Raw genomic sequence first — 15719 nt, 5'->3', positions numbered from 1 at the left:
TCTGACGTCCGACGCAGGCGTCCCATCTGGCCGATCCAGTGGGCCTACTGACAATGCACGCCTTCACTCATGGGCGACCTCTTCAAGCACGGTCTCCCCGAAGCGCCATGAACCCCGGTTGCCGTGCGCCTCCGCGCGCAAGCCCTCCTCCCAGGCGATCCGAGCCGCCCGCGCGTGCGGAATCCCGGGAAATTCCTCGGGGTGGACCTTGATGTACCCGCGCCGGTCCTTCGGGTACGTCCGCAGCGCCTCCCGCAGCTTCGTCTCCTGATCGGCAACGGAGACCTTGGTGCGCTTGAGTGTGCCGGACACCTTCTGCCCTACGGACGGTTGCCCGCGCTTCACGGCGTCGCGAAGCATCGCCTTTTCCGACCCCCACCATGCCATCATGCCGACAGCGCCGACCGCGGTAAGCGCGAGGGCCCCCGCTCCCACGAGCTCCGCAGTCGCGTCCGCATCGCCCACGGGCTGGGGGGCGAGGACACCTTCGGGGTCCTCGATCACAGTCAGCACTTGACCAACGTCATAGGGATCGGCTGTCCGGTCCAGCTCTGGCCCTCGAACCCTTGTACCGTCGGGCTTTTCCAAGGTGTAACGGGAATGGGGTCCCTCTCGGCCCGCGGCAGGAACGGTTCGCTCTTTCGCCACGGTGGCCGTGACCTTCTCTCCATGCTGTTGAAGGGAGAGGTCGTCGCGCGCAATGTCGAGGACGGGCGCGCAAATCGCTGACAAGAGCACGATGAACAGGGCAGCGTAGGTACTTGATTCTTTCGCCCCAAGACGACGGATCAGCACGGTGAGCAGTACGCTGTGCAGAAGCCATAGGAACGCCAGGAGCATGAATCCGGCATGGTTCAGCAGGAGGGACATTCCCACGATCGCGGCGAGCGCGTAACAGCCGATCCCGATGGCCAGCAGCACGGGATGTTTTGCACGCCGCCCGCGTGCCCCGGCCTCTGCTTGCGCAACGCTGATCACGATGAGGCTCCTTCTACACAGGCAAGGGGTCCTTCAGGCGCCGATCCGTCTGGCCAGGACGGCTCCTCCGCTGCGATGGATTTCATGACGCCGCCGAGCACTTCGAGATACTCGGCCCAGTGTTTGATGTCTTCCGTCGTGAAAACGAAGAGGGCTGCTCCAGGGCCAGTCTTGAGCGGGACGCAGAACTGAGCCTGGCGAACGGTGGTGGGGACCGGTGAGTCCAGGCCGAAGAGCACGCCAGGAATCAGCAGATCGAGTTCCCGTATGCACAGGGCGGAGATTCCGTACGGCAGCATGACCAACCCAACCTCTGCGTCGGGGAACACACTCCGCCACTGAGCGGCGGTGGCTTTCGCCGTCCCATGCCGGTCCTGACGGAGTGCGCCGGACTCAGGGCTCTCGATCATCACGCAGAGCGTGCCTTGGGACAACTTGTCCCCCGGCATTCGCAGCAGGCAACCTGAGACATGCTGCGCGCCAGCGGAGATCATCGTCTGGAGGATGTACTCGCCCGCGGCCACGAACCTGAGCTTCTGCTCCTGCGTAGCAGAGGTGAACAGCGCGTCCGCCGTGTCCACCATCCGCAGGATGCGGCTCTCGGGGTCGTCATGGAGGTTGAACTCAACGAATCCCGGTGGTAGTTCGAACCATAGGTCTGGTACGTCGACAGCTTCTATTTCCATCAGTCAGTCAACTCCCAGGCGCCCAAGCCGATCGTGCTGCCGAGGGCAAACACCCCACCTGCGATGGTGGCTCCTTTGCCGCCCATACCGGCCGGAGCAGCCGTCGTGATGTTGCCGATCCCCGTCCCCCAGGTCGCCGCATCGGCTCGCCCATCGCTCGTCTCCCACGCATTGAGCGCGGTCGGTACCGTCCAGGCGGTCTGTGCGGCAGCCTGAGTCACCTCGGTGGCGGTCAGAGCGGCCCCTCGCGAAAGACCGAGCTTGCTGGCGGCAGCCATCACCGGCTTGTCGATCACGTTCGCAACCAGGTCGGCTCCCTTCATCTCGTTCTTCGCCACCTTGGCGGCCGTATTGATACCGACTTTGGTGCCGTTCGCCAGCCCGCCTGCTCCCCGTCCTGCCTTGACGCCGGCCTGAATGCCCGTCTTCACCGCGCCCACACCCGGCACCATGCCCAGCAGATCACCGCCCAGGGTGAGCCAGTTGCCCGCATTCTTTCCACACGGAGGAAAGAGGCCTCCCTCGGCCTGGTACTTCGCTGCGTGCGCGATGAACGCCACGGCACTCAACCCGATGGCCAGCGGCGCGAGCACCGGGCAGAAGATGGCGACGACACCGACGACAGAGGCGATCACGGTGATCCAGTCGGCGTGTTCCTTGATCCAGTGACCGACTTCCGCGAGCAGTTCGCCCACCTGGCCAGGAAGATCCGCCAGCGCCTTCCCGAGGTCCGAGATGGCGTCCCCGAGCTTGTCCCAGACGCCGGGCTCGTCCGGGGCGATGTCCATGGCCTTCTTCAGACGGTTCGCGATCTCCTTGCCGTGGCCTTGGTAGTTCCTTGCCAATGTGCGCCCTGAGCGCCGCAGCTCATCCAGTTCCAATTCCTTGGCGTTCACCGCCCGGTTGGCAGCCTGGACCTCGTCCTTGTGCTGCTGGGTGTCCTTCTTGTCAGAGTCGGCCTTGCCCAGCTTGTCCGCCTTCTCGTGGGCCCTACCCAGTTGTTCATCGAGTTCGGCGGCCTGCCTCTCCAGCCGCACGGCCGCGCCCTGCTTCTCCTTCATGTAGTCCGCCCAGTCCTCCAGGGCGGACGCGGCGTCCTGGAAGGAGTCGCGGGCCTCATCCATACGCGGCCGGAAGTCGTCGTCGAACTTCTCGCGGAACACCGCCGCGGCCTTACCCTCCCAGTCACCGACACCGGTGCCGTGCAGGACCTGGCAGATCTCGACGAGCGCCCGCGCGGTCCGGCGAACGGTCTTGGCCACGTCGTCGGCCACGGGCTGGTCGCCAGGGCACGGTACGAACCCCAGACCCGGGAAGTCCTCCAGTCTTGCCTCGGCCATGGCTACTTCCCGTCCCTCTTGCCCTTGCCCACCTCGGCGAGCTCCTGATCCAGATCCTCGAAAGACTGCTTGACCTTGAGCAGGGCCTTCGACGCCTGCTTCGAGAACTTGGTCAACTGCTTGATCCCGTACGACCACTCGTCCCCGAAGTCGTCCATTCGCGAGGCGAGTTCGGGAACCCCCATCGCGTGCCCCGTGACCTGCTCCATCTCGCGGCCGGGCCTCTTCATCAGGTCCGATATGTGATCGAGGTTGTGCCTCACTCTGTTCAGCACTTCGTAGTCGATCGAAAGATCACTCACGCCATCCCCGTTTCTCAAGCCCTCGTCGACGCTCAGCGGTTGACGGCCTGGATCTCCTGGACCACGACGTCCTGGACCGCGCCGAATTCGCCGTCCGGGAGATCTCCACCCGCGCCGCCGCTGCCCGTCCAGTCGATCGTCCAAGTGACTGTGGCCTGCAGGGGGAAGGTGTCATCGCCTGAGGAGCGCAGATACTTCACGCCGCAGGGAGGAGTACGGTCCGCTTTGCCCTTGGTGTACGGCTCTCCGATACGGCCGTCGTTGATCTCGCACACCCCGGACGCGGGATACACCTCGGCGTCCTTCGTCCCCGGGTCGATCTCCAGCGAGACCGGCTCAGCCGTAGCAGTCGCCTCGATCCCAAGCACCGGCACGGACGCGGTGACCGACACCGGCTTGAACTCGGCCGCGTCCAGCCACGCCCACGTCGGCAGGTTGACCTTCGTGGCTTCTGCGGGCGCGAGCGTCACCTCGGTGCCCGGCACCTGGATCTCCGCGTACGCGAGTTCGGCGAGGACCTGCGGGGTGACGGCGTTGGGGACGTCGGCCGGCGGCGGGTCACCCTCGTCCACCCAGAAATACTCGGTGTCGCACTCGTCCCAGCCCGGCGGATAGCCGTCGTCGTAGTACGCGCCCCACCAGTAGCCCTTGCCGGACTTGTCCTTGTTGAAGCCCTTCTTCTCGTCGTCCGCGTTGTACTTCTCGCGCTGCTCCGTGTCCCACTCGTGGCCGGTGGACTCGGCGTTCCAGATCGACTCCAGGTACTTCTGGAGCTGCTCCGGGGTGTACTTCGGGGCGTACCAGCACGGCGGGGGCGACCACGACGTACTCGACGTGAGCGCGCCCGCGCGTTCACCGCCGCCGTTCTTCGAACGGTCGAAGACCACACCGCCGACCTCTACGGAGACGGTGCCATCGGCGTCGGTGTCGGCCTGCTGATTCGTCCCATCATCGCCACCGAATCCCCATCCGGGAGTGTCCGGATCGGCGTGGACGGGCGAGGCAGAGGCGACGAGCAGCGCCGTGAAGCAGCAGGCAACCGACGCTCGGCGCAGGCACATCATCACGGCTGGCACCTCTCGCTACCCCGCTGCGACTGCAGGCTCTGCGTGACCCAGACTCCGTTGGTGCCCTTACGCAGGACGCTGGCGTAGTTCACGTAACTGTCCTTGCTGACGGTTACGTCGTCGGTCTTACCTGTCTTGATGTACTTGTTGAAGCCTTTGCTCTGGTCCTCGCAGTACACGAGCGACGCGGTTCCGTCGTCCTTCACCGTCACCATCTCGCGGAAGTAGCGAGCGACCCCCGCGATCCGCGCTTCGTGATCGACGAATGACTGGATGAACTTCTCGCTCCCCGCCGCGGCTCCGCCCTCGGAGTAGAAGCGATACGCCTCATGCAGCGGATCCTGCTCGGCGATCGCCATGCTCACGGCTTTGATCCGCTGCTCCGCATCCCGCAGCACGGCGTCCTTCTCCGGATCGCCCGTCTTCTTCCACTCGAACTTGTACGTGATGTCCGACGGCAACTCGATCTTCGGCCGCCCAGGATCCGCCGACTCCGAGGCGCTCGGCGACGGCGACTTCTTCCCCGTATCAGCCCCAGCGATCTTGTCCCCACCGCCGGAGTCCTCGTCCTCCCCTCCCCCGCACGCCGACAGTGACAACACCGCCGCTACTGACACCACGGCAGCAAGCGACCAAGGACGACGGATCACGATCAACCCCCGTTGCAACGATCTTCACATCAGCTAAGCCAACGCTATCCGTGGTACCCATGGGACACCAGGGGCGCCTCGGTCACACAGTCGCTGCGAAGGGCGCAACGACAGGCTTGTCACGCTACAACGGGCGCCCAGTCACGACGCGACGCACCCGTGCGAAGGGTCTGGACCCGCTTCTCGATGGTGACCCTCTTCGTGGTGTACGGGACCAGCGTCCGGGCGCCGGATCGACCAGGCCCTCTACGCCGTCATCATGGAGGCACAGGTGCACGGCGTGTCCACTCGCAGCGTGCGCGACCGGGATCCCGGTGAAATGGTCGCCGCGACAATCCGCACCAGAATCTTCCGGAGTTCTTCCTCCGCCAGAACGGAGAGTGAAGATTGCGTTTCTGTGCGCTGACGGAAAGGGAGTTCCCGTCTACTGTGCGGGTGACCGACTGTCGGCCGCAGCCGAATGCGCGAATATGCTCGGGCATTGCTTGGAATCCGGCCCGTTCTACGCTTGCGGCCTATCGATCGAAAGGTGGGAAAGAACACGGGGGTTAGCGTTGCCGGAATCCCGTTCTTGGCAGGCCGCGCCATCAGGTTGAATAGGGGCATGACGACTGACGCAGCAGCCATGCCCGACTGGGAGAAGCGGTTCCGGGCGCCGCGGGTCTCCCTTCCCGACTGGGCGGAGGACGCACCCGACCGTTCCCTGTTCGTGTCGAACGCGACGGGGACGTACGAGCTGTACGCCTGGGACCGGTCGACCGGCGAGCAGCGCCAGGTCACCGACCGGCCCAACGGCACGACGGACGGCACCCTCGTGCCGGACGGCGAGTGGATCTGGTGGTTCGACGACAAGGACGGCGACGAGTTCGGCGTCTGGCGTCGCCAGCCCTTCGCGGGCGGCGAGGACGAGCTGGCCGTGCCGGGGCTCGACCCGTCCTACCCGGCAGGTCTCGCCCTCGGCCGGGACGGCCGCACCGCGGTCGTGGGCCGCTCCACGGACGAGGACGGCACGACGATCCACCTCGCGCGCCCGGGCGAGGCCCCGGCGGAGATCTACCGGCACCGCGAGTCGGCCGGCGTCGGCGACCTCTCCCACGATGGTTCGCTGATCGCCGTCGAGCACACGGAGCACGGCGACGCCATGCACTCGGCGCTGCGCGTCCTGCGCCTCGACGGCTCGACCGTCGCCGAGCTGGACGACACCAAGGGCGGCACCGAGGAGCTGGGCCTGGAGGTGCTCGGCTTCGCACCGGTCGACGGCGACACCCGGCTCCTCATCGGCCACCAGCGGCGCGGCCGCTGGGAGCCGCTGGTGTGGGACGTGGCGACCGGCGAGGAGACGGACCTCGCCCTGGAGCTGCCCGGCGACGTCAGCGCCGAGTGGTACCCCGACGGCACCGGCCTGCTGATCGTGCACAGCTTCGAGGCCCGCAGCGAGATGTTCCGCTACGACCTCGCCCACCGCGAGCTGGTGGAGGTCCCCACCCCGGCCGGCACCGTCTCCGGTGCGACCGCCCGCCCCGACGGCAGCGTGGAGTACCTGTGGTCCTCGGCCGCCGAGCCGTCCGCGGTCCGTTCCACCACGGGTGGCATCGTCCTGGACCCGCCCGGTATGAAGTCGCCCGGTTCGGTGCCGGTGCGGGACGTGTGGGTGGAGGGGCCCGGCGGCCGTATCCACGCCCTGGTCCAGAAGCCGGCCGGCGCGACCGGCCCGCTGCCGACGGTCTTCGACATCCACGGCGGCCCGACCTGGCACGACAGCGACTCCTTCGCCGCCGGCCCGGCCGCCTGGGTCGACCACGGATACGCGGTGGTCCGGGTCAACTACCGCGGTTCCACGGGATACGGCCGGGCCTGGACCGACGCCCTCAAGCACCGGGTGGGTCTCATCGAGCTCGAGGACATCGCGGCCGTCCGGGAGTGGGCGGTAGGCTCCGGCCTCGCCGACCCCGAGCAGCTGATCCTCACCGGCGGCTCCTGGGGCGGATACCTCACGCTGCTCGGCCTCGGCACCCAGCCCGACCTGTGGACGCTGGGCATCGCCGCCGTCCCGGTCGCCGACTACGTCACGGCGTACCACGACGAGATGGAGGGCCTGAAGGCCCTCGACCGCACCCTCCTCGGCGGCACGCCCGAAGAGGTTCCGGACCGCTTCGAGGCGTCCTCCCCGCTGACCTACGTCGACCAGGTCAAGGCCCCCGTCCACATCTCGGCCGGGGTCAACGACCCGCGCTGCCCCATCCGCCAGATCGAGAACTTCGTCAAGCGCCTGGAGGCGAGGGACGCGGTCCACGAGGTCTACCGCTACGACGCGGGGCACGGTTCCCTCGTCGTGGACGAGCGGATCAAGCAGGTCGGACTGGAACTGGACTTCGCGGCCCGGCACCTGCGCTGAGCAGGCCGGCTGAAGCGGGCTGCGGTGCGGTGGCGCCCCGAAGAGGGCGCGGGGAACTGCGCGATCGGCCGCTACGGCGCCGCAGCGGTCCGATCAGCCGATCACTCCGATCACTCCGATCACCCGATCACCCGTTCACGCCGATCAGACATCGCGGAACTTCCAGCGGAGCGCGCACCGGCGGTGCGGCACCCCGTCGGGCGTCGACGAGCACAGCCTTGCCCGCCCGCCCGCCTCGCCGCCCGCCGGGGCAGCGGGCGGGCGTCACACGTCGGCCCGCTGCCGCCCGCGCCGCCGTCCCAGCAGCTCCGCCAGCCCCCGCCGCGTCGCGGCCAGCACCACCCGGTCCTCGCCCCGCAGCACATACGTGTCGGGCAGGTCCCACACCAGCCCCGAGGGCAGCGGCGGCCCCGCGCCCTCGGCGGCGGTGACCTCCTCGTACGTCCGATCCACCCCGAAGGCCGCCGTGTCCAGCGCCAGCACCCGCCACGCCCCGGCCCGGAACGCCTCACCGACCGTCCGGCCCTCCAGCTGCGGATGCCCGGCCACCCTCACGGCGGCGAACAGCAGCACCCGCCGCTCGACCGGAATGGCGCCCAGGATCTGGCGCCCCATCATCGCCCCGGCGAACGCGGGCGCCGCCAGATGGGTCACGCTGCGGCTGCGGGTGAGGGCGTCCGGGTGTGCGGCGCGCAGGGTGCGGTACACGGCGGTGGAGAAGCCGTCGTCGAACAGCCGCAGCACCACCCGCAGGTCCGACCGCACCGACCGGGCGTACAGCACGGCCTCCAGATTGGTGGTGTCGATGCTGGTCAGGGCGAGCAGGGCGTGCGCGCGGTGGATCTTGGCGGACTCCAGTACGCCCTCCTCGGTGACATCCCCCAGCACCACCGGCACCCGCAGCCGGCGCGCGGTCGACATTCCGCGGGCGTCGGGATCGGCCTCGACACACACCACGGGTATGTGCAGTTCCCGCAGCCGGGTCAGCACCCGGGTGCCGATCTTGCCCAGCCCCAGCAGCACCACATGCCCGCTGAGCCCCCGGGGTGGCTTCCGCAGTGCCGAGGCGCTGCGGAAGGTGCCGAGCGCCTCCAGCGCCGCCGCCAGCAGCACCGGGAGCAGAAGCAGCCCCAGCAGCCCGGTGAGGAGCTGGAGTATCTGCTCCCCGGCGGGCTGGTTGAGGGCCGGGTCGTTGATGGCGAACAGGTTGAGGAGGGTGATGTACGTGGCGTGCAGCGGATGGTCGCCGCTCAGCACGGTCAGCGCGACGGCGAGCCCGGCGACGCAGGCCACCAGTCCCGCCAGCGACCAGCGCAGCCGCCGCGAGAACAGCGACCCGAAGGGCGGCACCCGCGTGCGGCTCGCGGGCAAGGGCGGCCCGGAGTACGCGACGTGCTCCAGCGCGACGGTGCCGCGCCCGGTCGCCGCGGCCACCGCCGACTGGTCGGGCAGGAGCTGCGGCCCCTGCTCGCCGCTGCCCTCCGAACCCTCCGAGCCGGCCGGGTCGTTGCTGGTCGCGGAGAGCAGCGCCAGCGTGCACAGCCCCGGGTCGGCGACCTCGCCGGGCCGCGGCGGCTGCCGCTCCACGGCGCGCAGCAGCAGCCCGTCGGTCTCGACGACCTTGCTGGTGCCGACGAGTGCGGTGGCGACCAGCGCGGGTGCGGCCGTGTCGGCGTCGGACAGGACGGTGGTCGAGGCGTCGAAGCCGGGTGTGCGGGCCTCGCCGGTGGCCAACGTGGCGGCCTGGTCGAGGAGTTCCTCGATATGCTGGCCGAGCCGGCGGTTGTACAGGCGCAGCACCAGCCGCAGCCGGGGGTTGAGCCGGCGGGCGGTGAGCGCGGCGCGGATGTTGGTCTCGTCGTCGTCGTACACCAGCGCCAGCGCGGCGGCCTGCTCCACGCCCGCGTCGGCGAGCACGTCCTCGGTGGGCTCGGCGGCCTCCACCTCCCGTGCGGCACCGCCGGGTTCACCTGACGGCGAGCGGTTGACGGCCGCGTTGACCAGGTCCAGCAGTGCGGCCGAGGCGGCCCGGGCCCGGCCGACCACGGGCTGGCGGACCCGGCGCCCGGAGGGCGGGACGACGAGGGTGACCTGTTCGCCGTACACACCGCGCAGTTCGGCGGCCAGCCGGTGCGCGAGACCGTCGTCGCCGCACACCACCATGTGCGCGGCGGGATCCCCCGCGAGACCTTGATTCGGAACAACGCTCCCCACGTGGCACAAGACTGCCTCACCAGGACGTGTGGTTCCAGCAGCCGGTGAACGGCGGCGCGGCCCGGCCCGTATGGAGGAGGAGGCCCAACGCCAGGGAGGGACGTCGCAGGTGGCCGTCGGCAGATCGGTACGGGAGGTACGGGAGGAAGGGGTCGTACGGGAGGAGGGGGCCGTACGGGAAGCGCGGGACCTTCGGGAAGCGCGGGACGCGAGGGCCGTACGAGAGCCGCGGGAGGCGGAGGAGACGAAGCAGCCGCGGGCGCCGAGGCCCGGACCGCGGAGCACGCGGGCCGTGCGGGCCGTGCGGGCTGCGCGGGCCGTGCCGGAGCGGGACCGCAGCCGCATCGACTCCCCGCTGCTCGTCACCGTGTTGCTGGTGCTGGCCGTGATGCTGCAGGACCCGCTGCGGGCCCTGCTGTCCGCGCCGGTGATGCAGAGCTGGACCACTGTGTTCGTGGCGGTCGTGGTGCAGGCGCTGCCGTTCCTGGTGCTCGGGGTGCTGCTGTCGGCGGCGATCGCGGTGTTCGTGCCGCCGTCCTTCTTCGCCCGCGCGCTGCCCGGTCACCGCCCTCGGCTGGCGGTGCCGGTGGCCGGGGCGGCGGGGGCGGTGCTGCCCGGCTGCGAGTGCGCGTCGGTGCCGGTGGCCGGGGCGCTGATGCGGCGGGGCGTAACCCCGGCCGCGGCGCTCGCCTTCCTGCTCTCCGCCCCGGCGATCAACCCGATCGTGCTGACGGCCACCGCTGTGGCCTTCCCCGGAGAGCCGATGATGGTCCTGGCCCGGTTCGTGGCGGGCCTGCTGGTGGCCTGCGCGATGGGCTGGCTGTGGCAGCGGCTGGGCCGCACCGACTGGCTGCGCCCGCCGCCCCGCGCCTCCGACGAGGGCCGCGGCCGGGGAGCGGCGTTCTGGGGCTCGGTACGGCACGACGTGGTGCACGCGGGCGGTTTCCTGGTGGTCGGCGCGATGGCCGCGGCGACCCTCAAGGCCATCGTCCCCGCGCACTGGCTGCGGGCGGCGGCCGGGGACCCGGTGCTGTCCGTGCTGGCCCTGGCGGTACTCGCGGTGCTGCTGTCGATCTGCTCGGAGGCCGACGCGTTCGTGGCGGCGTCGCTGTCCCAGTTCTCGCTGACGGCACGGCTGACGTTCCTGGTGGTGGGCCCGGTGGTGGACCTGAAGCTGTTCGCGATGCAGGCCGGTACCTTCGGCCGGGCCTTCGCGTTGCGCTTCGCCCCGGTCACGTTCGCCGTGGCCGTGGCCGTGTCGGTGCTGACGGGGGCGGTGCTGCTGTGAACCGGCAGGCCCAGGCGGCGGTCCTGTTCGTCCTCGGTGCCGCGCTGCTGCACGCGGGCGCCACCGACCTGTCCCTGCGCTACGTCAAGGCCGGGCTCCGCCCGCTCGTCGTGATCGCCGGAGCGGTGCTGATCGCTACGGCGCTGGCCACGGCGTGGTACGAGCGCCGCCGCGGCCGTGTCACCGCCGCGGCCGACGGAGCGTCGCCCGCAGACAGCGAGCCGGGAGCCCACGCGCACCCCGAGCCGAGGGCCCATGCGCACCCCGAGCCGGGGGCCCATGCGCACCCCGAGCCGGGGGCCCACGCGCACCCCGAGCCCCGCGTCTCCTGGCTGCTGCTCCTGCCCGTGCTCGCCCTGGTCCTGGTCGCCCCGCCCGCCCTCGGCTCCTACAGCGCGCTGCACGCCGGGACGGCCGTGCAACGCCCCCTGGGTTTCCCGCCGTTGCCCGACGGCGGCCAGGGCTCGCTCCGGCTGGGGCTCGCCGACTACGCGGAGCGGGCCGCGTACGACGACGGCCGCACCCTGCAGGGGCGGCCGGTGACGCTCACCGGCTTCCTCGCCGTGGACGAGGCCGGCACGCCGTACCTGGTCCGGATGACCCTCAACTGCTGTGCGGCCGACGCCCAGCCCATCAAGGTCGGACTGACCGGCCGCATGCCGCCGGTGCTGCGCCCCGACACCTGGCTCGACGTCACCGGCACCTACACCCCGCGGCGGAGCCGGGACCCGGTCAACGGCGGCCCGATCCCGTTCCTGGAGGTGGCCGAGGCCGTGCCGGTGCCTACCCCGCGCGATCCCTACGACGCGGGAGGGGGCGCCTGAGCCCGCATCGGTCGGCATCGCACGGGTGATCGAGGACGGCATCAAAGACGCGTCAAGATTGCCGGAGTACGGCAATGACGCGCCCATTCCCCGGATGCCAGGATTCCTCACGTCGGAGCTCGGCGACGGGCGGGAGGGGGAGGCGCGCATGACCTGGTTTCTCGGGCTGGGTATCACGGGGGTCGTGCTGCTCGCCCTGTCGCTGATCTTCGACGGACTGCTGGACGGCGCACTGGGGGGAGCGCTCGACGGGGTCCTCGACGGGTGGCTGTCGCTGCCGGTCATCGCGGGTTTCGTGGCGATGACCGGCTTCGGCGGAGCCATCGTCCTGGGGAGCGGCTGGGCCGGCCCGACGGGGGCGGCCGGCGCAGGCGCGCTGTCCGGGGTGGGGGCGGCCTGGCTGACGTACCGGCTCAGCCGCGCGCTGCTGCGGGACCAGACCGCGGTCACCCCCACCACGGACCATCTCCTGGGTACTTCCGGCAAAGTAGTGACGGCCATCCCCGCCGACGGTTTCGGCGAGGTACTGCTCCATCTCGCCGGGCAGCCACTGAAGTGCGCCGCGCGCAGCGCGCGACCGGTGGCACGGGGGACCGAGGTGTGGGTGGAGGCGGCGCCGACGGAGACGTCGGTGGTGGTCCGCCCGGTGGACCGCTGAGGGACCTGCCCTGTGGGCGGACCACTGACGCCGGTCCGGCCCCCGTTGTTTTCCCACCTTCCCTACTGTTCTCTGTGATTCGGGGGCATGCTCATGAGTCCTGTCGTCATCGCCGTGGTGGGAGTCGTCGTACTCCTGCTGCTGATCGCACTGGTGGTCATCACCCGCTACAAGGTGGCCGGTCCGAGCGAGGCGTTCATCATCACCGGGCGGCGCGGCAAGAAGTCCACCGATCCGGAGACCGGCCGGGTGTTCACCGACAACAGCGGCCAGAAGGTCGTGGTCGGCGGCGGTGTGTTCGTCGTGCCGTTCGTGCAGCAGCGGTTCACCCTCGACCTGTCCTCGCGGCACATCCCGGTCGCCGTACGCGGCGCGGTCACGCTGCGCGGGGTCAAGGCCAACCTGGAGGGCGTCGCGATCGTCAAGGTCGGCGGCACGGAGGACGCGATCAGGGCGGCGGCCCAGCGCTTCCTGATGCAGCAGGACGGCATCGTCGGCTTCACCCAGGAGGTGCTGTCCGGCGCGCTGCGGGCGATCGTCGGCCGGATGTCCGTGGAGGACGTGATCCGCGACCGCGCCGCATTCGCCGGCCAGGTGGCGGAGGAGGCGGAGGCCAGCCTCTCCGGCCAGGGCCTGGTGCTGGACGCCTTCCAGATCCAGGACATCACCACCGAGGGTTCCTACCTGGAGGACCTCGGCCGCCCGGAGGCCGCGCGAGCCAAGCAGGAGGCCGACATAGCCGAGGCCGTGGCGCGGCGCGCCGCCGAGCAGGCCCGGCTGAAGGCCGAGGAGGAGATCGCCGTCGCGCAGCGCACCCTCCAGCTGAAGCAGGCCGAGATCAAGGCCGAGACCGACCAGGCCCTGGCCCGCGCCAACGCCGCCGGCCCGCTCGCCGAGGCCGCCCGGGAGCAGGACATCCTCGCCGAGCAGGAGAAGGTCGCCGAGCGCCAGGCCGCACTGAAGGACCGCCAGCTCGACACCGAGGTCCGCAAGCCCGCCGACGCCCAGCGCTACGCGGCCGAGCAGGAGGCCGAGGCCCGCCGGGTGGCCCGGGTGAAGCAGGCCGAGGCCGAGCGTGCGGCCGAGATCGCCGCCGCCCAGGCCGAGGCCGAGCGGGCCCGGCTGACCGGTGAGGGCGAGAAGCAGCGCCGTGGCGCACTGGCCGAGGCCGAGGCCATCGAGGGCCTCAAGCAGGGTGAGGCCGAGCGCTCCCGGCGTGCGGCGATCGCCGAGGCGGTACGGCTGGAGGGCGAGGCGGAGGCCGCGGCGATCGGCGCCAAGGGCGCGGCCGAGGCCGAGGCGATGGAGAAGAAGGCGGACGCCTTCGGCCGCTACGGCGACGCGGCGGTGCTCCAGATGCTGGTCGAGGTGCTGCCGCAGGTGGTGGCCAAGGCGTCGGAGCCGCTCGCGGCCGTGGACAAGATGACGGTGATCTCCACGGACGGCGCGAGCCGCCTGTCGCGCACCGTCGCGGACAACGTCACCCAGGGCATGGAGCTGCTCAACTCCGCCACCGGCATGGACCTCGCGGAACTGCTGAAGAACGTCACCCGCCGGGACCAGGCACCCGCCGCCCGGCCGGAGCCGGCCGCCGAGGGTGGCCCGGCCCCGCAGCTCAACGGGAAGGTGGAGATCACCGACTGACGGTCCCTGGTCCACCCACGGGTGCGGCTACGGACGGTCTCCCGCGGTACTCCACCGCCCCGCCGCGGAGACCGTCCCGAGCCGCACCTCTTCCAAGCGGCCCACCGCACAGTGGAGGATCACCCCGACCACCCGACCGCCCCATACTCGGAAGCTCCGGAAGCCTTGGAAGCTCCGGAAGCCCCGAGACTCCGGAAGCCCCGAGAGCCCGGAAGCCCCGAGACCGCGGAGGGACCCGAAACCGAGCCCAGGAAGGCCCCATGTCTGCCCGCTACCGCCCGCTGTCCGCCTCCGCCGCCCCGGATCGCGACCTGGCCCGGCTGCTCCCGCTGCTCGCTCCCGGCCGGATCGGCGCCTGGGCCGACGCCGAGACCTTCCGGGAGGGCCTGGCGCAGGGCGAGTACCGCCCCGAGTGGACGTGGATCGCGGAAACCGACGGCGAGCTGCGGGCCGTGGCCCTGTGGTGGGGACCGCCGCACGCGACCGCGCCCAGTGTGCTCAACACGCTCCACGTACAGCACCCCGCGGACACCGCGCCCGACGAGGAACGGTCGGCGCGGGCCACCGCAGTCGCCGCCGGTCTCCTTACTGCCGCGCACACCGCGTACGCCGCGAAAGGGCAGCAGACGCCCCCCGAGTACCACGTACTGCTGCCCCCCGACTGGCGCGACCGCCCCGCGGCCTTGGCCGCCCTCACCTGGCGCCGTGCCGCGGCCGAGCAGGCGGGTCTGACCGTCCCCCTGGAGCGCCTCCGCTACGAGTGGACCGGCGGGACGGGCACCGTCCCGCGACCGTCCCCACGCCTCCGCTTCCGCCCCGAGCCGGACGACGAGGTCTTCGCCGGCCTCTTCCGGCGGGCGCTGGACGGCACCCTGGACGTCACCTCCCGCACCGAGGCGGCGATCCGGGGTGCCGAGGCACAGGCCCGCGACGACCTCGCCTTCTACCGGGACGACATGCAGGGCGAGCGTGCCTGGTGGCGCGTCGCCGAGACCCCCGGAGGCGAGCCCGTCGGCTTTGCGCTGCCCTCCCGCAACACCGGCTCCCACGTCGTCGGCTACCTAGGGGTGCTCCCCGAGCACCGCGGCCACGGCTATGTCGACGACCTGCTGGCCGAGATCACCCGCCTGCTCGCCGAGGAGGCCGGCGCCGACCTGATCCGCGCCGACACCGATCTGCCCAACCGCCCCATGGCCGCGGCCTTCACCCGCCTCGGCTACCGCAACTTCGCCCGCCGCCTGATCCTGTCGGCGCCCTGAGCCGGCCTCGGCCGGGATGAGGCGTGGTGACGCGAGCGCCTCGTCCTGAGGCTTCGTCATCGGTTCCTGTTCGTTCTCTGAGCACCAGTCTCAGGGCCCAGTCACCCACCCGGCCCGCACAAGAACGTGCGGCACAGGGCCTCCTGGTGCAGCTCGTTGGGATCGCAACCCCGAGCTACCAGGAGGCCCTGCCGTTATGCCCAGACCCCCGAGGGGTCATCCGAACAGAAACCATGTTCGACTGATCAAGCCTGCCGAGCGGTAAGCGGATGGCCTCTGAAGCCGTATTCGAACGGCTGGAGCCAGTACGGGCCCGACGAGAAGCGCGATGGGTGGGGCGGCACGCGTTGAGCAGTGCACGACGAAATCTCGACGGAGGCAGTATTCGGTCAATTCTTCACCGATCCGCGCTGG

Annotated in this window: 13 protein-coding genes; 6 read left to right on the top strand and 7 right to left on the bottom strand. The window is 70.6% G+C overall.

The features are described from left to right. Positions 1-63 precede the first annotated feature (63 nt). The 6 genes from V5O46_RS12795 to V5O46_RS12770 all read right to left on the bottom strand — a co-directional run bounded on the left by V5O46_RS12795 (position 64) and on the right by V5O46_RS12770 (position 4993). A complete protein-coding gene (locus V5O46_RS12795; RefSeq protein ID WP_332884679.1) occupies positions 64-978 on the bottom strand; it encodes a hypothetical protein in 915 nt (304 codons plus the stop codon). Beyond that, a complete protein-coding gene (locus V5O46_RS12790) occupies positions 975-1664 on the bottom strand; it encodes a hypothetical protein (RefSeq protein ID WP_332884678.1) in 690 nt (229 codons plus the stop codon). The genes V5O46_RS12795 and V5O46_RS12790 overlap by 4 nt, the downstream gene beginning before the upstream one ends. Then, complete coding sequence (locus tag V5O46_RS12785) at positions 1664-2938, bottom strand: putative T7SS-secreted protein (RefSeq protein ID WP_332884677.1); 1275 nt, start codon at positions 2936-2938, stop codon at positions 1664-1666. The genes V5O46_RS12790 and V5O46_RS12785 overlap by 1 nt, the downstream gene beginning before the upstream one ends. 68 nt (positions 2939-3006) lie before the next feature. Next, positions 3007-3234, bottom strand: coding sequence for a hypothetical protein (locus tag V5O46_RS12780; RefSeq protein ID WP_408648973.1), 228 nt, complete (start codon positions 3232-3234; stop codon positions 3007-3009). Between the two features lie 104 nt (positions 3235-3338). Then, positions 3339-4370, bottom strand: coding sequence for a hypothetical protein (locus tag V5O46_RS12775; protein WP_332884767.1), 1032 nt, complete (start codon positions 4368-4370; stop codon positions 3339-3341). Beyond that, the gene (locus V5O46_RS12770) at positions 4370-4993 is read right to left on the bottom strand and encodes a hypothetical protein (RefSeq protein WP_332884675.1); all 624 of its coding nucleotides are present in this window, start codon (positions 4991-4993) and stop codon (positions 4370-4372) included. Before V5O46_RS12770 ends, V5O46_RS12775 begins: the two co-directional genes overlap by 1 nt. A 634-nt stretch (positions 4994-5627) precedes the next feature. On the opposite strand from V5O46_RS12770, the gene V5O46_RS12765 reads away from it, so the two are divergent. Next, complete coding sequence (locus tag V5O46_RS12765; RefSeq protein ID WP_332884674.1) at positions 5628-7418, top strand: S9 family peptidase; 1791 nt, start codon at positions 5628-5630, stop codon at positions 7416-7418. A 264-nt stretch (positions 7419-7682) separates the two neighbouring features. Here the strand turns inward: V5O46_RS12765 and V5O46_RS12760 are convergent, their stop codons facing one another. Further along, positions 7683-9581, bottom strand: a complete 1899-nt coding sequence (locus V5O46_RS12760; protein ID WP_332884673.1) for an NAD-binding protein — start codon at positions 9579-9581, stop codon at positions 7683-7685. A 352-nt stretch (positions 9582-9933) separates the two neighbouring features. On the opposite strand from V5O46_RS12760, the gene V5O46_RS12755 reads away from it, so the two are divergent. The 5 genes from V5O46_RS12755 (at position 9934) to V5O46_RS12735 (ending at position 15305) form a co-directional block, all read left to right on the top strand. Beyond that, a complete protein-coding gene (locus V5O46_RS12755) occupies positions 9934-10920 on the top strand; it encodes a permease (RefSeq protein ID WP_332884672.1) in 987 nt (328 codons plus the stop codon). Then, on the top strand, positions 10917-11744 hold the full coding sequence (locus V5O46_RS12750; protein WP_332884671.1) for a TIGR03943 family putative permease subunit: 828 nt from the start codon (positions 10917-10919) through the stop codon (positions 11742-11744). The genes V5O46_RS12755 and V5O46_RS12750 overlap by 4 nt, the downstream gene beginning before the upstream one ends. Before the next feature lie 148 nt (positions 11745-11892). Then, positions 11893-12402, top strand: coding sequence for a hypothetical protein (locus V5O46_RS12745; protein ID WP_332884670.1), 510 nt, complete (start codon positions 11893-11895; stop codon positions 12400-12402). A 93-nt stretch (positions 12403-12495) separates the two neighbouring features. Next, on the top strand, positions 12496-14046 hold the full coding sequence (locus tag V5O46_RS12740) for a flotillin family protein (RefSeq protein ID WP_332884669.1): 1551 nt from the start codon (positions 12496-12498) through the stop codon (positions 14044-14046). A 260-nt stretch (positions 14047-14306) separates the two neighbouring features. Continuing rightward, the gene (locus V5O46_RS12735) at positions 14307-15305 is read left to right on the top strand and encodes a GNAT family N-acetyltransferase (RefSeq protein ID WP_332884668.1); all 999 of its coding nucleotides are present in this window, start codon (positions 14307-14309) and stop codon (positions 15303-15305) included. The last annotated feature ends 414 nt before the right edge of the window (positions 15306-15719 follow it).

Origin of the sequence: Streptomyces poriticola (assembly GCF_036689765.1) — a bacterium.
Lineage (GTDB): Bacteria > Actinomycetota > Actinomycetes > Streptomycetales > Streptomycetaceae > Streptomyces > Streptomyces poriticola.
This window is presented reverse-complemented; position numbering and strand designations above follow the sequence as displayed.

Excerpts from the sequence above, each read along its gene's own strand:
- V5O46_RS12735 (WP_332884668.1), top strand. The coding sequence starts at position 14,307 with ATGTCTGCCCGCTACCGCCCGCTGTCCGCCTCCGCCGCCCCGGATCGC.
- V5O46_RS12745 (WP_332884670.1), top strand. The coding sequence starts at position 11,893 with ATGACCTGGTTTCTCGGGCTGGGTATCACGGGGGTCGTGCTGCTCGCC.
- V5O46_RS12775 (WP_332884767.1), bottom strand. The coding sequence starts at position 4,370 with ATGATGTGCCTGCGCCGAGCGTCGGTTGCCTGCTGCTTCACGGCGCTG.
- V5O46_RS12740 (WP_332884669.1), top strand. The coding sequence starts at position 12,496 with ATGAGTCCTGTCGTCATCGCCGTGGTGGGAGTCGTCGTACTCCTGCTG.
- V5O46_RS12780 (WP_408648973.1), bottom strand. The coding sequence starts at position 3,234 with ATGAAGAGGCCCGGCCGCGAGATGGAGCAGGTCACGGGGCACGCGATG.
- V5O46_RS12765 (WP_332884674.1), top strand. The coding sequence starts at position 5,628 with ATGACGACTGACGCAGCAGCCATGCCCGACTGGGAGAAGCGGTTCCGG.
- V5O46_RS12760 (WP_332884673.1), bottom strand. The coding sequence starts at position 9,581 with ATGGTGGTGTGCGGCGACGACGGTCTCGCGCACCGGCTGGCCGCCGAA.
- V5O46_RS12790 (WP_332884678.1), bottom strand. The coding sequence starts at position 1,664 with ATGGAAATAGAAGCTGTCGACGTACCAGACCTATGGTTCGAACTACCA.